Annotated in this window: 16 protein-coding genes; 10 read left to right on the top strand and 6 right to left on the bottom strand. The window is 66.9% G+C overall.

Annotation, left to right across the window (positions count from 1 at the left end; genetic code table 11):
- Positions 1 to 729 carry a Crp/Fnr family transcriptional regulator gene (locus ACZ1JS_RS06585; protein ID WP_465168244.1) on the bottom strand — a complete coding sequence of 243 codons (729 nt, stop codon included), beginning with the start codon at positions 727 to 729 and terminating at the stop codon, positions 1 to 3.
- A gap of 153 nt (positions 730 to 882) precedes the next feature.
- On the opposite strand from ACZ1JS_RS06585, the gene ACZ1JS_RS06580 reads away from it, so the two are divergent.
- Together ACZ1JS_RS06580 and ACZ1JS_RS06575 are read left to right on the top strand one after the other, a co-directional pair.
- On the top strand, positions 883 to 1,848 hold the full coding sequence (locus ACZ1JS_RS06580) for a ferritin-like domain-containing protein (protein WP_465168243.1): 966 nt from the start codon (positions 883 to 885) through the stop codon (positions 1,846 to 1,848).
- Positions 1,849 to 1,865: 17 nt separating this feature from the next.
- Positions 1,866 to 2,879 carry a ferritin-like domain-containing protein gene (locus tag ACZ1JS_RS06575; protein ID WP_465168242.1) on the top strand — a complete coding sequence of 338 codons (1,014 nt, stop codon included), beginning with the start codon at positions 1,866 to 1,868 and terminating at the stop codon, positions 2,877 to 2,879.
- 68 nt (positions 2,880 to 2,947) lie between these two features.
- On the opposite strand, the gene ACZ1JS_RS06570 is transcribed toward ACZ1JS_RS06575, so the two are convergent.
- Positions 2,948 to 3,715 (bottom strand): Crp/Fnr family transcriptional regulator, encoded by a 768-nt coding sequence (locus ACZ1JS_RS06570; protein WP_465168241.1) that lies wholly within the window; start codon positions 3,713 to 3,715, stop codon positions 2,948 to 2,950.
- A 141-nt stretch (positions 3,716 to 3,856) separates the two neighbouring features.
- On the opposite strand from ACZ1JS_RS06570, the gene ccmC reads away from it, so the two are divergent.
- From ccmC to ACZ1JS_RS06535, 7 genes are read left to right on the top strand one after another with little or no spacing between them, the layout of a single operon-like run.
- A complete protein-coding gene (gene ccmC, locus ACZ1JS_RS06565; RefSeq protein ID WP_242117806.1) occupies positions 3,857 to 4,582 on the top strand; it encodes a heme ABC transporter permease CcmC in 726 nt (241 codons plus the stop codon).
- The gene (gene ccmD, locus ACZ1JS_RS06560; RefSeq protein WP_156359823.1) at positions 4,579 to 4,686 is read left to right on the top strand and encodes a heme exporter protein CcmD; all 108 of its coding nucleotides are present in this window, start codon (positions 4,579 to 4,581) and stop codon (positions 4,684 to 4,686) included. Before ccmC ends, ccmD begins: the two co-directional genes overlap by 4 nt.
- Positions 4,683 to 5,111 carry a cytochrome c maturation protein CcmE gene (ccmE, locus tag ACZ1JS_RS06555; RefSeq protein WP_465168240.1) on the top strand — a complete coding sequence of 143 codons (429 nt, stop codon included), beginning with the start codon at positions 4,683 to 4,685 and terminating at the stop codon, positions 5,109 to 5,111. Before ccmD ends, ccmE begins: the two co-directional genes overlap by 4 nt.
- Positions 5,108 to 7,024 carry a heme lyase CcmF/NrfE family subunit gene (locus ACZ1JS_RS06550; RefSeq protein ID WP_465168239.1) on the top strand — a complete coding sequence of 639 codons (1,917 nt, stop codon included), beginning with the start codon at positions 5,108 to 5,110 and terminating at the stop codon, positions 7,022 to 7,024. The genes ccmE and ACZ1JS_RS06550 overlap by 4 nt, the downstream gene beginning before the upstream one ends.
- Positions 7,021 to 7,548: a DsbE family thiol:disulfide interchange protein gene (locus ACZ1JS_RS06545; protein ID WP_465168238.1), complete on the top strand. Its 528-nt coding sequence runs from the start codon at positions 7,021 to 7,023 to the stop codon at positions 7,546 to 7,548. Before ACZ1JS_RS06550 ends, ACZ1JS_RS06545 begins: the two co-directional genes overlap by 4 nt.
- On the top strand, positions 7,545 to 7,949 hold the full coding sequence (locus ACZ1JS_RS06540; RefSeq protein WP_465168237.1) for a cytochrome c-type biogenesis protein: 405 nt from the start codon (positions 7,545 to 7,547) through the stop codon (positions 7,947 to 7,949). The genes ACZ1JS_RS06545 and ACZ1JS_RS06540 overlap by 4 nt, the downstream gene beginning before the upstream one ends.
- On the top strand, positions 7,946 to 8,581 hold the full coding sequence (locus tag ACZ1JS_RS06535; RefSeq protein WP_465168236.1) for a tetratricopeptide repeat protein: 636 nt from the start codon (positions 7,946 to 7,948) through the stop codon (positions 8,579 to 8,581). Before ACZ1JS_RS06540 ends, ACZ1JS_RS06535 begins: the two co-directional genes overlap by 4 nt.
- A 155-nt stretch (positions 8,582 to 8,736) precedes the next feature.
- Here the strand turns inward: ACZ1JS_RS06535 and ACZ1JS_RS06530 are convergent, their stop codons facing one another.
- The 4 genes from ACZ1JS_RS06530 to ACZ1JS_RS06515 are packed head-to-tail and all read right to left on the bottom strand — an operon-like array spanning position 8,737 to position 12,388.
- Positions 8,737 to 8,958 carry a DUF3072 domain-containing protein gene (locus ACZ1JS_RS06530; RefSeq protein ID WP_242117819.1) on the bottom strand — a complete coding sequence of 74 codons (222 nt, stop codon included), beginning with the start codon at positions 8,956 to 8,958 and terminating at the stop codon, positions 8,737 to 8,739.
- Between the two features lie 48 nt (positions 8,959 to 9,006).
- Complete coding sequence (gene kynU, locus ACZ1JS_RS06525; protein WP_465168235.1) at positions 9,007 to 10,233, bottom strand: kynureninase; 1,227 nt, start codon at positions 10,231 to 10,233, stop codon at positions 9,007 to 9,009.
- On the bottom strand, positions 10,230 to 11,054 hold the full coding sequence (locus ACZ1JS_RS06520) for a tryptophan 2,3-dioxygenase (RefSeq protein ID WP_465168234.1): 825 nt from the start codon (positions 11,052 to 11,054) through the stop codon (positions 10,230 to 10,232). The genes kynU and ACZ1JS_RS06520 overlap by 4 nt, the downstream gene beginning before the upstream one ends.
- Complete coding sequence (locus tag ACZ1JS_RS06515; protein ID WP_465168233.1) at positions 11,054 to 12,388, bottom strand: dicarboxylate/amino acid:cation symporter; 1,335 nt, start codon at positions 12,386 to 12,388, stop codon at positions 11,054 to 11,056. The genes ACZ1JS_RS06520 and ACZ1JS_RS06515 overlap by 1 nt, the downstream gene beginning before the upstream one ends.
- 109 nt (positions 12,389 to 12,497) lie before the next feature.
- Between ACZ1JS_RS06515 and alaS the strand changes: the two genes are divergently transcribed.
- The gene (gene alaS, locus ACZ1JS_RS06510; protein WP_465168232.1) at positions 12,498 to 15,143 is read left to right on the top strand and encodes an alanine--tRNA ligase; all 2,646 of its coding nucleotides are present in this window, start codon (positions 12,498 to 12,500) and stop codon (positions 15,141 to 15,143) included.
- Positions 15,144 to 15,393 lie beyond the last annotated feature (250 nt).

Below are 15,393 nucleotides of genomic sequence, written 5' to 3'. Positions count from 1 at the left end.
TCAGCGCGTCGCTTCGGGCGCCAATCCGTCATCGGCGACATAGGCAAGGCCGGCTCGCGCCTCCAGCGCCGCGCGGTCGCGCATCGTGATCCGCCCGCGCGAGCACCGCACCATATGCTCTCCCTCGAGGATATGGAGGCAGTCGGTCACCGTCGCCCTGCGCAGGTTCAGCGTCGCGGCGATCGATGCATGCGTCACCGACATGGTGTCGCCATCGATCCGGTCGTCGATCATCAGCAGCAGCCGGGCGATGCGCCGTTCGGGCACGTCGCGCAGCGCCGATGCCAGCGTCCGCGCCATCTGCATCGTGAAACGCTGGGCAAAGGTCAGCACCGCCTTCAGCAGCGCCGGATCCTCGTTCGCCGCGTCGACCACGGCCGAGGCGGGGATTTCGATCGCGCTGCCCGACTGGATATGGACGCGTGCGGTGAACGGCGTCGGCTGGTCGCTGAACAGGCGCGACCACCCCACCACGCCGTCGCGACCGATCATGCCGACATCCTGCGACGATCCCCCGGTCGATACCGACAGCATCGCCGGCGCGCCTTCGGGAAAGACCAGTCGATCGATGGGTTCGCCGGCACGGGTTAGCACGTCGCCCGTATTTAATTCGATCCGGCTCGCCGCCATCGCCAGTCGTCGCCGCGTTTCCGCGCGCAGCGATCCGATCAGCCGATTGTCCGTCGTCGGCAGAAAACTGCCGCTATCGGGCGAAATGTCTGTTTGCACTACGAACGCCATTTGCCGACCTTTTGCCTGCAAGATTTTTTGCAATCCAGTCATCGGCCCCGCCTTGTACGGAACCGTACGTCCGGTTTCGGCGTGCATCTTTAGTCGGATCGGCGTCGTTCCATCGCAAGAACGATGCAGGGAGACGGTGCCATGACCGATCAGACGTTGTTGACGGAGGCGTTCGAAGCACGCGCCAAACGCCGCGAGGAGCGGCGAGACTTCTTTCGGATGCTGGGGGGAGCGGCCGCGATCGGCGGTGCCGTGATCTTCGCCTCGGAATCGAACGAAGCGGTTGCGCAGTCGGCGCCAAGCGACGCGGACGTGCTGAATTTCGCGCTCAACCTCGAATATCTCGAAGCGCAATTCTATTATTTCGCCGCCTTCGGCACCGGCCTGTCCAGTTCGCTGCTGACCGGTACCGGAGCGCAGGGCGCGGTGACCGGCGGACGGCAGGTGACCTTCACCGACCCGATCGTCGCGCAATATGCGCGGGAGATCGCCGCCGACGAACGCGCGCATGTCGAATTCCTGCGCGCGGGTCTCGGGACCAGCGCCGTTGCCCAGCCGGCGATCGACATCAGCGCGTCGGCGACCAGCGCCTTTTCGAACGCCGCACGCGCCGCGGGGCTGATCGGGGCGGGCGCCAGCTTCGACCCCTATGCCAGCGACGAGAATTTCCTGCTCGGCGCGTACATCTTCGAGGATGTCGGCGTCACCGCCTATAAGGGCGCAGCGCCGCTGCTCTCCAACAAGGTGTTCCTTGAAGCCGCTGCCGGCATCCTCGCGGTCGAGGCGTATCACGCCGCGATCGTCCGCACGACGCTTTATGCCAAGGGGATAGAGACGCCTTCGTCGCAGTTGATCGCCGCCAGCGACGCGATCTCCAATGCGCGCGATAGCCTCGACGGCACGACCGATCTCGATCAGGGGCTGACGCCGCTCGCCAGCAACCCGAACGCCAGCAACATCGTGCCCCTCGACAGCGACGGCATTGCCTTCAGCCGCTCGACCGGACAGGTGCTGAACATCGTGTACCTGAACAACACCCAGGTCAGCGGCGGCGGCTTCTTCCCCAATGGGGTGAACGGCACCATCCGCGTCAGCGCCGCGAACTGAGCCAGGGAGACAGTATCATGACCAACGATCCGATTCTTCAGGTGCTCGAAGCCTGCGACGAACGCCGCAACGCCCGGCGCGAATTCATGCGCTATGCCGGTGGTGCCGCGATGGCGACCGCCGGTGCCTCGCTGCTCGCCGCATGCAGCGACAGCGGCGGCGGCCCGATCAACGGGGGCACTCCGACGCCCACGCCTACACCCACCCCGACTCCGACCAGCGCGATCAGCGACGCCGACGTACTGAACTTCGCGCTGAACCTCGAATATCTCGAAGCGCAATTCTACTCCTTCGCCGCGCTCGGGACCGGCCTGCCTAACAGCAGCCTGTCGGGTACCGGTAATCAGGGCGCGGTGACCGGCGGCCGGCAGGTGACCTTCACCGATCCGCTCGTCGCCCGCTATGCCCGCGAGATCGCAGCGGACGAGATCGCGCACGTCAACTTCCTGCGCCGCAATCTCGGTTCGGCGGCGGTCGCGCAACCGGCGATCGATATCGGCGTGACCGCGACCAGCGCTTTTTCGAACGCGGCACGCGCGGCGGGACTGATCGGCGCCGGTGCGGCCTTCGACGTCTATGCCAGCGACGAGAATTTCCTGCTCGGGGCCTATATCTTCGAGGATGTCGGCGTCACGGCGTATAAGGGCGCGGTCGGCTTCATTTCGAACAAGACCTTCCTCGAAGCCGCTGCCGGCATCCATGCGGCGGAGGCCTATCATGCCGGGCTGGTCCGCACGGTCCTGTATCGCAAGGGCGTCGCCACCCCGGCGCTGATCGATGCGGCCGATGCGATCTCGAACGCGCGCGACAGCCTCGATGGCAGCACCGATCTCGACCAGGGCATTCGCGCCACCAGCAGCGGTTCTGTCCTCGTGTCGAACATCGTCCCCGCCGACAATATGGGCATCGCCTTCAGCCGCACGCCGGGTCAGGTGTTGAACATCGTCTATCTGAACAACACCGCCCAAACCGCCGGCGGCTTCTTCCCGAACGGCGTCAACGGCACGATCCGCCAGAGCGCGTCGAGCTGATCTTAGCCCCCTGGGGTTTTCGGGCCGCTCCGTTTCGGGGCGGCCCTTTTTTTGGTCGAGTCGCTCGCTCAGCTTGTGACGGTCCGCACCAGCCGTTCATAGGCCGCTTCGGCGGAGCCATAGGTATCGGCGGCCAGCGCCAGCAGCTTTTCCCGCTCGCGCACGATCACCCGCCCACGAACCGACCGGATCGCATGCTGCTCCTCCAGCCGATGCAGCGCGTCGGTGATGCTGCTGCGCCGCACACCAAGCATGATGCGGAATTCCTCGTGCGTCATCGTGATCTCGTCGCCGCGCACGCGGTCGTGATACAGCAATATCCACCGCGCCAGTCGCCGCTCGACCGAATGGCTGAGCGCCGATACGACGGTCCGCCCCATCTGGATCATGAACACCTCGATGAAGCGCAGCAGCGCGCGGCGCAACGTGTCGCTCTGTTCCGCCGCCGCGATCACCCGCTCCACGGGAATGCGCAGCGCGGTGCCGGCTTCGGCGCGCAGGATAGTGGCATAGGGCGACCGGTCGTCGCCCAGCAGCACCGGCCAGCCCAGATACCCCTCGTTACCGATCAGCCCGACCGCATGCAGCCGCTCGCCCTCGATCGTATCGAGCAGCGCGGCAATGCCCGAATCGAGGAAGGTCAGATATTCGATCCGCCCGCCCGCCGGCACGATGACGTCGCCCACCGCGATCGACACCCGTTCGAAGTGTGGGGAAAGCAACGCGAAATCGGCGTCGCTCAGATTGGCCAGAAACAGATTGGCCGACATGCGCCGGCCGGCGGGTGCGGTGGCGGTCCGGTTCGCAAATCCGGTATGATCGTGCTGCAAACTCATGATTGCTCCCGTACAAACCAGCCTGTCATGGGTCCAAGTCCGTAGCGTACCAACGGTAAACCATCGTTACGGTTGCGGACGGCGATGCGACGTCGATCCGCATTGCCGTTTGCGTGCGGCTTGCATAGACAGGGCGCGACCGTGCCCAGCATCCATGCCCTTGCCAATCCCCGTCGATTTCTGTCGATCGCGCGACCGCTTACCCCGCTGCTGGTCTGGGGCGGCCTTGCGCTGTTCCTGTTCGGTTGCTGGGCCGGGCTGACCCGGACGCCGGCGGACTATCTGCAGGGCGAGAGCGTCCGCATCCTGTACGTCCATGTCCCCGCCGCCTGGCTCGGCATGGGTGGCTGGTCGAGCCTCGCCATCGCCAGCATCGTCTATCTGGTATGGCGGCACCCGCTGGCGGCGGTCGCGGCGCGGGCGATCGCGCTGCCCGGTGCGGTCTTCGCCGGCATCTGCCTTGCGACCGGATCGATCTGGGGTCGCCCGACCTGGGGCACGTGGTGGCAATGGGACGGGCGGCTGACCTCGATGCTGCTGCTGTTCTTCGTCTACCTGGCCTATCTGGCACTGGCCCGCGCCGATGCCGAGCGTGACGGCGACGGGCGGATTCCGGCATTGTTCGGCATTGCCGGCACTGCATTGCTGCCGGTCATCCGTTATTCCGTGCTTTGGTGGTACACGCTGCATCAGGGGCCGAGCATCACGCTGACCAAATCGACCATCGATCCGTCGATCCTGTGGCCCCTGGGTTTCACCGCGGGCGGCGCCAGCCTGTTGTTCGGCGGCATCGTGCTGATGCGAATGCGCGCCGATCTCGCGCGGATCAAGGCGGAGGCGCGGATGCGTCGCCGGGCCGCCGCATGAACCATTGGCCGTTCATCCTCGCCGCCTACGGCCTGACCATTGGTGCGATCGTCGCGCTGATCCTGTTCGCATGGGTAGCGATGCGCCGCGCGGAGCGGGGATGAGTCCGAAACGGCAACGCATGACGCTGGCATTGCTGGCGGTGGTCGCGATCGTCGGCGCGGTGCTGCTGGCGATGTCGGCGCTCAGCGACGAAGCGGCATTCTTCTACGCCCCCGCCGATGCCGCCTCGGCGCCGATCGACAAGCCGGTGCGGCTGGGCGGCATGGTCGCCCCCGGATCGGTGAAGCGCATGGCCGATGGCGTGACGATCGCTTTCACCGTCACCGATGGCAAGGCGACGGTGCCGGTCCGTTTCTCGGGCATCGTCCCCGACCTGTTCCGCGAGAATTCAGGCGTGGTCGCCGAAGGAAAATTCTTGGCCGGCGGCGGCTTCGTCGCCGACAATCTCCTCGCCAAGCATGACGAACGCTACATGCCGCCGCAGGTCGCCGGAAAGATGCACAAGAGCGAAAGCATCGCGCAGTGATCGCCGAAGCCGGTCTGGCGGCGCTGTGGCTGGCGGCGGCAATGGCGTTGCTGCAACTGGCGATGGCGGCGATCGCGCTGTCGTCGCGTGCGACGGAACCGCCGCAGATCGTCCGCGATCTGCTTGCCGCGGTTCGGCCGGTCGCGGTGGCGCAAGGGTTGCTGGCGCTCGGCGCCTTTGCCGCGCTGGTCGCGCTGTTCGCGCGGACCGACCTGTCGGTGCTGCTGGTCGCCGAAAACAGCCACAGTGCCAAGCCGATGCTGTACAAGGTCGCGGCGACATGGGGCAATCACGAAGGGTCGATGCTGCTCTGGGTCACCGTGCTGGCGGTGGCGGGCGGGGCGATCGCGCTCTTCGAACGGTTGCTGGCCACACGCACCCATGTCGCGACGCTCGCGGCGCAAGCGGCGATCGCGGCGGGCTTCTATGCGTTCCTGCTGTTCGCTTCCAATCCCTTTGCCCGCCTGTCGCCGGCACCGCTCGACGGTCTCGGTCTGAACCCGCTGTTGCAGGACCCCGGTCTCGCCTTCCATCCGCCGACGCTCTATCTTGGCTATGTCGGGCTGTCGGTGGCGTTCTCCTTCGCGGTTGGGGCGCTGGTCACCCGCGATGTAGGCCGCGATTTCGCGCGGGCGATGCGGCCATGGGTGCTCGGCGCATGGATCTTCCTGACCATCGGCATCACCGCCGGCAGCTACTGGGCCTATTACGAACTGGGCTGGGGCGGCTGGTGGTTCTGGGACCCGGTCGAGAATGCCTCGCTGATGCCGTGGCTGGCGGCGACCGCACTGCTCCACTCGGTGACGGTGCTCGCGACCCGCGATGGCTTGCGCGCATGGACGATCATGTTGTCGGTCGTCGCCTTTTCGATGTCGATGGTCGGCACCTTCCTCGTCCGCTCGGGCATCCTGACCAGCGTCCATGCCTTTGCCGTCGATCCGACGCGCGGCAGCTTCATCCTCGCGCTGCTGATCCTCTATATCGGCGGAGCGCTCGCGCTGTTCGCCTTCCGCGTCGGCACGGTCCGGCAAGGGGCATTGTTCGAACCGGTCAGTCGCGAGGGCGGGCTGGTGCTCAACAACCTGTTGCTTTCGGTGATCCTCGGCATCGTCCTGATCGGCACGCTCTATCCGCTGCTGGCCGAGGCGTTCGGCGTGCAATTGTCGGTCGGCCCGCCCTTCTTCAACCGCGCCGCCGGACCGATCGCATTGCTGCTGGTCGCCGGCATGACGGTCGGGCCGTTGCTGCGCTGGCGGCGCGATCGGGGCAGGGCGGTCGCCCGGCGGATCGCGGTGCCGGCGGCGGTGACGCTGCTCGCGTTCGTCGCGCTGCTGTTCACCGATGCCGGGCTGATGCCGGTCCTCGGCCTGTCGCTCGCCGCCGGGCTGGCGGTCGCCAGTATCCTGCCGCTGGTCGGACGCAGCCCGTGGCGGACCCCGCTGCCCATCTGGGGCATGGTCGTTGCGCATCTCGGCATTGCCGTCAGCCTTGCCGGCATGGCGAGCGACAGCGCCTTCACCGCCGAACGCCTCGTCGCCGCCGCGCCCGGCGAGGTCAATCGCGTCGGCCCGTTCGCCGTCCGCTTCGAAGGGATCAAGCCCGTCGTCGGCGACAATTGGTCCGCCATACAGGGGCGGCTGATCGTCACCCGCGACGGCGGCATGCCCTTCCTGCTGCGCCCCGAACAGCGTTTCTTCGCCAACCCGCCGACCGAAACCAGCGAAGCCGCGCTCGCGACCTTCTGGGACGGACAGCTTTACGCCGTGCTCGGCCGCGACGATCATGGCGGGCGGCGGCAGTTGCGGCTGTGGTGGAAGCCGTTCGTGACGCTGATCTGGGCCGGGGGCGGGCTGATCGCGCTCGGCGGGTTCGTGTCGCTGATCGGCCGCGTCCGGCGGCGGAGGGTGCGGTGAAGCGGCGACTGCTCTGGGTGCCGCTGCTGGCGTTCGTCGTCATCGCCGGCCTGTTCGCGTGGATGTTGTCGCAGGAGCCCGACCGGCAGGTCCGGTCGCGCCTGATCGGCCAGCCCCTGCCGGCCTTTACCCTCGCGCCTGCCCTCCCGACCAAGCCGGGCCTGACCACCGCCGCCTTCCGCACCGGCCAGCCACGCCTGCTCAACGTCTTCGGCAGCTGGTGCGTCCCCTGTGCCGCCGAAGCCCCGCAGCTTGCCAAACTGGCCAGGGCGGGCGCGACGATCGACGCGATCGCGATCCGCGATACGCCCGACAAGGTCGCCGCCTTCCTGAGCGACTATGGCGACCCCTATGCCGCGATCGGCGACGACCGGAACAGCTCGGTACAACTCGCGCTCGGATCGTCGGGCGTGCCCGAAACCTTCGTGATCGACGGGCAGGGCCGCATCGCATACCAGCATATCGGCGCGATCCGCGACGAGGACGTTCCCGTCCTGCTCGCCAGACTGAAGGCCGCGCGATGAGGTGGCTGCTCCCCCTCGCACTGCTGTTCGCCGGCCCCGCCTTCGCGCAGTCGAACGTGCCGCCCCCGGCACTCGCCGATACGCAGCTGCCTGATCCCGCGCAGGAACGATCGGCCAAGGCGCTGATGGAAACGCTGCGCTGCCTCGTCTGCCAAAGCCAGTCGATCGCCGACAGCGACGCCGACATGGCCGCCGACATGCGGGCGCTGGTCCGGCAACGCATCGCAGCGGGCGAACGCCCCGATCAGGTCCGCGACTGGCTGATCCAGCGCTATGGCGATTATGTCAGCTACGATCCGCCCTTCTCGCCGGCCAGCATCCTGCTCTGGGCGACGCCGCTGCTGCTGCTCGGCATCGGCATCGTGCTCGCACGGCGCAGCCTGAAGCGGAGACGGCGATGAACGGCTGGCTGACCCTGTTCGTGCTGCTGGTCGGCAGTTTCGCGCTGCTGGCCATCGCGCGCGTCGCTAAGCCGCTCTGGGGGTTCGTAGGAGCGGCACTCATGCTGGGCGCAGCCGGCTATGCATGGCAGGGCAGCCCCGAGCTACCCGGCACGCCGCGCATCGCGCAACGCGCGACCGAACCGGTCGATATCGCCGCCGACGATCTGCGCGACGCGATCTGGGGCCGGTTCACCTACGACTATGCCTATGCCGTCGCCGCCGACGGCCTCTCCCGCGCCGGCGCGACGCAGGCGGCGGTGAATGCGCTACTGGGCGGGCTGCAGGGTAATCCACAGAGCGCGCGCCTGTGGACGCGGCTCGGCTCAGCAATCCTCGCGCATGACGGCGGCCGCGTTCTGTCGCCCGCCGCCAAACTCGCTTTCGGACAGGGTATCGCCTATGCGCCGGACCATCCCGGGCCATATTTCTACTACGGCATGGCGCTGATCCAGACCGGCGACCTGCCGGGTGCGAAGCGGGCGTGGCTGGCGGCGCTCAAGCGGTCGCGGCCGAATGCGCCCTATCGCGTCGACCTAGCGACCCGACTGGTGCTGCTCGACCGACTAATGGCGATGCGGCCGACCTCCTGACCCTGACCCCCGTTCGGTTCGAGCAGCTTCGAGCGAAGTCGAGAAGCGTCTGTCGAGAACGGGGCGCTCGAGGCACCCACTTCTCGACTACCGTTCTCGACAAGCTCGAACCTCTGCTCGAAGCGAACGGAAGGGGGTAGGGGAAGTGCCGAACCTCAGCCCGCCCCGCGCCCGGTCTTCTCCTGCAACGCATCGATCGCCTTCGACGCTTCCGCCTTGGTCAGCCCGTCGTCGAACGGCTCGCCCGCTTCCTCGCTCAGCGTCTTCAGATACGACGCCTGCGCCCCGGTCATCTTCTCATCGCCGGTCGTCCAGTCGTCCGGGTCCTTCTCGGCATTCGAAAAGGGTTCGCTCTTGGGATTGGCATGTTCGGTCATGGCAGTTCCTTTCGCCGCCACCAACCGCCGCGTTCTCAATTCGTTCCGTCAAGTCACCGCGTTGCGCGCATGATAGTGCGGCACGTCCCAACTGCCATCGCGCAGCACCTCCGCCAGCACCGCCACTGCCCGCCACAGATCGGCAAAGCCGACATAAAGTGGCGCGAAGCCCAGCCGCAGCACGTCGGGCGCGCGGAAATCGCCGATCACCCTGCGATCGATGAGCGCCTGACAGATCGCATAGGCCTGTGAATGGCGGAACGAGACATGACTGCCTCGCGTCCCCGCATCCCGTGGCGACACCAGTTCCATTTCGGGACAATGTTCGGCCATCAGCGCGATACACGCATCGCCCAGCGCCTGCCCCTTGGCGAACAGCGCCGCACGATCGACACCATCGAACTGGGCGATCCCTTCCTCAAGCGCAGCGATGCCGAGGATCGGCGGCGTCCCGCACTGAAACCGCCCGATATCGCCCGCCGGTGCATAATCGTCGCCGAAATCGAACGGCGCGGCATGGCCGAACCATCCCGACAGCGGCGATCGCAACACCGCCTGATGCCGCTCCGCCACATACAGGAATGCCGGCGCGCCCGGCCCACCGTTCAGATACTTATAGCCGCACCCGACCGCCAGATCGGCGTTGCAGCCATTGAGGTCGACCGGCACCGCCCCGACGCTATGGCTCAGATCCCATAGCACCAGCGCGCCCTTCGCCTGCGCAGCGGCAGTGATCGAAGCCATGTCGAGCATCGCGCCGCTCTTGTAATGGACATGGGTGAGCAGCACGACCGCGACATCGTCGTCGATCGCATCGACGATCTGCGCCACCGGCACCGTCTCCACCCGCGCGTCGCCGATGCTCCATGCCGCACCATCGGCCATATACAGGTCGGTCGGAAAATTGCCCGGCTCCGACAGGATCGTCCGCCGCCCGTCTTGCGCCTTCACCGCCGCGACCAGCAGCTTGTAGAGATTGGCCGAGGTGGAATCGGCGACCACCACCTCGTGCGGCTGCGCCCCGATGAACGGCGCGATCTTCGCCCCCACGCGCCGTCCCGCGCCGACCCAGTCATGCGCGTTCCAGCTGCGGACCAGCCCGTCGCCCCATTGCTCGACTGTCACCGCCTGCAACCGCGCCGGCGTCGATTTCGGCAGCGCGCTCAGCGAATTGCCGTCGAGATAGATCACCCCCTCGGGCAGCACGAACCGATCGCGAAACCCGCGCAAGGAATCAGCTGCATCCAGCGCCTCGGCCTCCGCCAGCGACTTCACAGCGCCACCCGCACGGCCAGCAATTCGGGGAAAAACACTTCGTCGATCACCTTCGCCAGATAGGGGACACCGGCCGTCCCGCCGGTGCCGCGCTTGAAGCCGATGATCCGCTCGATCGTCTTGAGATGCCCGAACCGCCATAGCTGCACGCGATATTCTAGGTCGACCAGCTTCTCGGCCAGTTCGTACAGGTCCCACCACCGATCTGGGTCCCGATACACCGTCTGCCACGCCGCCTCGACCGCAGGCGACGTGGCATAGGGTTGCGTGAAATCGCGCTCCAGCCGGTCCGCCGGAATGTCGAACCCACGCCGCGCCAGCATCCGCAGCGCTTCGTCATACAGGCTGGTCCGCGACAGCGCCTCGGTCAGCACCGCCTGCGCTTGCAGGTCGCCGTCATGCGCCGCCAGCATCCCGACATTCTTCGCACCCAGCATATATTCGAGCAGCCGATATTGCACCGACTGGAACCCCGAACTGCCGCCCAGCTTGCCGCGCATCGCCGAATAATCGGCCGGGGTGATCGTCGCCAACACCTCCCAGCTCTGGATGAGCTGCTGCTGCACGCGGGCGACGCGCGCCATCATCTTGAACGCGCTGCCCGGCCGGTCGGCGATCAGCGCCTGCCGCGCCGCCCCCAGCTCGTGCAGGCACAGCTTGATCCACAGTTCGGACGCCTGATGAATGACGATGAACAGCAATTCGTCATGCGTGTCCGACAGCGGCTCCTGCGACGTCAGCAGCCGGTCGAGCCGGAGATAGCTGCCATAGGTCGGGCCGCTGGCGGGCGGGGCGGGGTGGTCCGCCTCGCGGCTCTCCATTATTTCGGCTCGCCCATGTCACGGAAGCTGTCGGGGACGTCGGTACGCGGATGCCCCGACGGCGTCGGCAACGGCTCGATCACCGGCGATTCGGGCGCGTCGAACCCGCCCTCCCACTTGGCGATGACACTGGCGGCGATGGCATTGCCGACGACATTGGTCGCGGTGCGCCCCATGTCGAGGAAGTGATCGATGGCGAGAATCAGCAACAGCCCCGCCTCCGGGATGTTGAACATGCCCAATGTCGCGGCGATTACCACCAGGCTGGCGCGCGGCACCCCGGCAATCCCCTTCGACGTGACCATCAGCACCAGCAGCATCAGGATCATCTGTCCCCAGCTCAGGTCGATGCCATAGGCCTGCGCGATGAAGATCGACGCGAACGTCATATACATCATCGACCCGTCGAGGTTGAACGAATAGCCGAGCGGCAGCACGAAGCTGGCGATGCGCGGCGGCACCCCGAACCGGTCGAGCGCCTCCAGCGTGCGCGGATAGGCGGCTTCCGAGGATGCGGTCGAGAAGCCCAGCAGGATGGGATCACGCAGATAGCGCAACAGCATCTTCACGCGCGGACCGATGATGGCGAAGGCGATGCCGATCAGCACCGTCCACAGCGTGGCGAGGCCGAGATAGAAGCTGCCCATGAAATAGGCGAGGTCGCCGATGATCCCCGGTCCGCGCTCGGCCAGCGTCGCCGTCACCGCCGCGAACACCGCGAACGGCGCGAAACGCATGACATAGTCGGTGACCTGCAACATCACCGCGACAAGGCCTTCGAGCGCGCGGACCAGCGGCCTGCCCTTGTCGCCGACCGCCGTCAGCGCGACGCCGATGAACAGCGAGAAGATGACGATCTGCAAGATCTCGTTGGTCGCCATCGCCTCGATGCCGGAGGCGGGGAAGATATGGCCAACGAACTTGACGAAATCGAACGCCGGCTTGTCGACGCCGCTGGCGGCGGTCACCGGCGGAACCGGCAGGCCCAGCCCCACGCCCGGCTGCAACAGATTGACCAGCACCAGCCCGAGCATCAGCGAGATGAAGCTCGCCATCACGAACCAGCCGAACGACCGCAGCCCGACCCGGCCGAGCGACGAACTGTCGCCCATATGCGCGATGCCGACGACCAGCGTCGAGAAGACCAGCGGGGCGATGATCATCTTGATCAGCCGCAGGAACACGGTGGTCACGGCGGACAGGTAATAGGCGATGTTCTTCAACGTCGCGCTGCCCGCGCCGCCGCCATCGTCCAGGCCGGCGTTCAGTGCCCAGCCGAGCACGAGTCCCGCGACAAGTGCGATAAGAATGAAGGTCGTAAGCCGCTTGGCCATGCGCAGTCCCTGATCGTTTGCGCGGGAAAGGACGGGAATGTTTCGTCCGGGTCAACCCCTGTGCTCGTCCCAGCTTGGCAAGTCGTGCGCGCCTGCGTATCGAGCCGCAATGACCTCGACCAATGATGTCCGCCGCTCGTTCCTCGACTTTTTCGAGAAGGCGGGCCACGCCCGCGTCCCCTCCGCGCCGCTCGTTCCGCAGAACGACCCGACGCTGATGTTCGTCAATGCGGGCATGGTGCCGTTCAAGAACGTGTTCACCGGCCTCGAAACGCGGCCCTATGTGACGGCGACCTCGTCGCAGAAATGTGTGCGCGCGGGCGGCAAGCATAACGACCTCGACAATGTCGGCTATACCGCGCGGCATCACACCTTCTTCGAAATGCTCGGCAATTTCTCGTTCGGCGATTATTTCAAGGAACAGGCGATCCTGAACGCCTGGACGCTGCTGACCCGCGACTGGGGCCTGCCGGCGGAGAAACTGACCGCGACCGTCTATCACACCGACGACGAAGCGTTCGACCTGTGGAAGAAGATCGCGGGGCTGCCCGATCACAAGATCATCCGCATTCCGACCAAGGACAATTTCTGGGCGATGGGCGACAGTGGCCCGTGCGGCCCGTGTTCGGAAATCTTCTACGATCACGGCGATCATATCCCGGGCGGTCCTCCCGGTTCGCCTGATGAAGACGGCGACCGCTTCGTCGAAATCTGGAACCTCGTGTTCATGCAGTTCGAGCAGGACGCGAACGAGATCGTCGGCGAACTGCCGAAGAAGTCGATCGACACCGGCATGGGTCTCGAACGCATCGCCGCCGTCATGCAGGGCGTGTCGGACAATTACGACACCGATACCTTCAAGGCGCTGATCGGCGCGTCGTGCGAACTGACCGGCACCCGTGCCGAGGGACCGACCCAGGCCAGCCACCGCGTCATCGCCGATCACCTGCGCGCCTCGGGCTTCCTCGTCGCCGACGGCGTGCTGCCGGCCAATGAAGGGCGCGGCTATGTGCTCCGCCGCATCATGCGCCGCGCGATGCGCCATGCACATCTGCTGGGTGCCAAGGATCCGTTGATGCACCGCCTGGTCGGCTCGCTCGTGTCCGAAATGGGCGCCGCCTATCCCGAACTGGTCCGCGCCCAGCCGCTGATCGAAGCGACGCTGCAACAGGAGGAAACCCAGTTCCGCCGTACGCTCGACAAGGGGCTGAAGCTCCTCGACGAAGCGACTGCCGATCTGGCCGAAGGCGCGACGTTGGCCGGCGAGACCGCGTTCAAGCTCTACGACACCTATGGCTTCCCCTATGACCTGACCGAGGACGCACTGCGCGCGCAGGGCTATGGCGTCGACCGCGCGGGCTTCGACGCGGCGATGGCCGAACAGAAGCGCGCCGCCCGCGCCGCATGGAAGGGCTCGGGCGCCAAGGCATCCGACGATGTCTGGTTCGACGTCCTCGAAACCGCCGGGGCCACCGAATTCATCGGCTATTCGGTCGAGGCGGGCGAGGGGCAGGTCGTCGCCATCGTCAAGGACGGCGCGCGCGTCGAATCGGCTGAGGCCGGCGACGAGGTGCTGGTCCTGACCAACCAGACGCCCTTCTACGCCGAAAGCGGCGGGCAGGTCGGCGATGCCGGCACCATGACCACCGATGCGGGGTTCAACGCGACCGTCACCGACACCGCCAAGCAATTGGGCAAGCTCCACGCCCATGTCGCGACGATCGACGCCGGCACGCTGAAGGTCGGCGACAGCGTCGCGCTGACCATCGACACCGCCCGCCGCGCGCAGATTCGCGCCAACCATTCGGCGACGCACCTGCTGCACGAGGCGCTGCGCGAGCGGCTCGGCACCCATGTCGCGCAAAAGGGGTCGATGGTCGCGGCCGAACGGCTGCGCTTCGACTTCTCGCAACCCTCGCCGATCGCTGCGGACGCGCTGGCGCTGGTCGAGGCCGACGTCAACGCCCAGGTCCGCGGCAATGGCGCCGTCACGACGCGCCTGATGACCCCCGACGACGCGATCGCGATGGGCGCGATGGCGCTGTTCGGTGAGAAATATGGCGATGAGGTCCGCGTCGTCTCGATGGGGCAGGATCCGCAAGGCACCTATTCGATCGAACTATGTGGCGGTACCCACGTCAATGCGCTGGGCGAGATCGGCCTGTTCAAGATCGTGTCCGAAGGCGCCGTCTCCTCGGGCGTCCGCCGCGTCGAGGCGCTGACCGGCGAGGCCGCACGGCAATGGCTCGGCAACCGCGACGCGAAGCTCCGCGAAGCCGCCGCTGCCTTGAAGGCCACCCCCGACGAAGTGCCCGCGCGCGTCGCGCAGCTGGTCGAGGACCGCCGCCGGCTCGAACGCGAACTGGCCGAGGCCAAGAAGGCGCTGGCGATGGGCGGTGGTGCCGGAGCGGCGCCCGCCGGTCCCGAACAGGTCGGCGATATCGCCTTTCTCGGCCAGGTCATTGACGGGCTGGAGGCAAAGGCCCTGCGCGGCACGATCGACGAAGCCCGTGCGCGGGTTCCCTCGGGCGTGGTCGCGCTGGTCGCGGTCAATGACGGTCGCGCCTCGGTCGGCGTCGGCGTGTCGAGCGACCTTGTCGGCCGGATCAGCGCCGTCGATCTGGTCAAGGCGGCGGTCGCGGCGCTGGGGGGGCAGGGCGGTGGCGGCCGTCCCGACATGGCGCAGGGCGGCGGCCCGGACGGATCGAAGAGCGCCGAGGCGATCGACGCGATCAAGGCGCTGTTGGCGGGCTGATCGCCCAACGCACGGGCGTTATCGTACCCCGGTGAAGGCCGGGGCCCAGTTGGGAAGACCTCCGCGAGATGCGGGCAGCGTCCCTCAACTAGGCCCCGGCCTCCGCCGGGGTACGTCGTTTGTGTGGGGTAGGGCGTGACCCGCCCCAAACCGTATCCCCGCGCAGGCGGGGATCCAGAGCCAAGCAGCGCACCGCGCGTGACCCTGGACCCCCGCCTACGCGGGGGTACGTCCTCTATCGGGGGACGGC

The sequence above is a fragment of the Sphingomonas sp. BL-S-05 genome, from assembly GCF_055521695.1.
Note: the sequence above shows the minus strand (reverse complement) of the source record. Positions and strands in the feature narration are given on the sequence as shown.

Excerpts from the sequence above, each read along its gene's own strand:
- ACZ1JS_RS06580 (WP_465168243.1), top strand. The coding sequence starts at position 883 with ATGACCGATCAGACGTTGTTGACGGAGGCGTTCGAAGCACGCGCCAAA.
- ACZ1JS_RS06575 (WP_465168242.1), top strand. The coding sequence starts at position 1,866 with ATGACCAACGATCCGATTCTTCAGGTGCTCGAAGCCTGCGACGAACGC.
- ACZ1JS_RS06570 (WP_465168241.1), bottom strand. The coding sequence starts at position 3,715 with ATGAGTTTGCAGCACGATCATACCGGATTTGCGAACCGGACCGCCACC.
- ccmD (WP_156359823.1), top strand. The coding sequence starts at position 4,579 with ATGAACCATTGGCCGTTCATCCTCGCCGCCTACGGCCTGACCATTGGT.
- ccmE (WP_465168240.1), top strand. The coding sequence starts at position 4,683 with ATGAGTCCGAAACGGCAACGCATGACGCTGGCATTGCTGGCGGTGGTC.
- ACZ1JS_RS06540 (WP_465168237.1), top strand. The coding sequence starts at position 7,545 with ATGAGGTGGCTGCTCCCCCTCGCACTGCTGTTCGCCGGCCCCGCCTTC.
- ACZ1JS_RS06535 (WP_465168236.1), top strand. The coding sequence starts at position 7,946 with ATGAACGGCTGGCTGACCCTGTTCGTGCTGCTGGTCGGCAGTTTCGCG.
- ACZ1JS_RS06530 (WP_242117819.1), bottom strand. The coding sequence starts at position 8,958 with ATGACCGAACATGCCAATCCCAAGAGCGAACCCTTTTCGAATGCCGAG.
- ACZ1JS_RS06520 (WP_465168234.1), bottom strand. The coding sequence starts at position 11,054 with ATGGAGAGCCGCGAGGCGGACCACCCCGCCCCGCCCGCCAGCGGCCCG.
- ACZ1JS_RS06515 (WP_465168233.1), bottom strand. The coding sequence starts at position 12,388 with ATGGCCAAGCGGCTTACGACCTTCATTCTTATCGCACTTGTCGCGGGA.
- alaS (WP_465168232.1), top strand. The coding sequence starts at position 12,498 with ATGACCTCGACCAATGATGTCCGCCGCTCGTTCCTCGACTTTTTCGAG.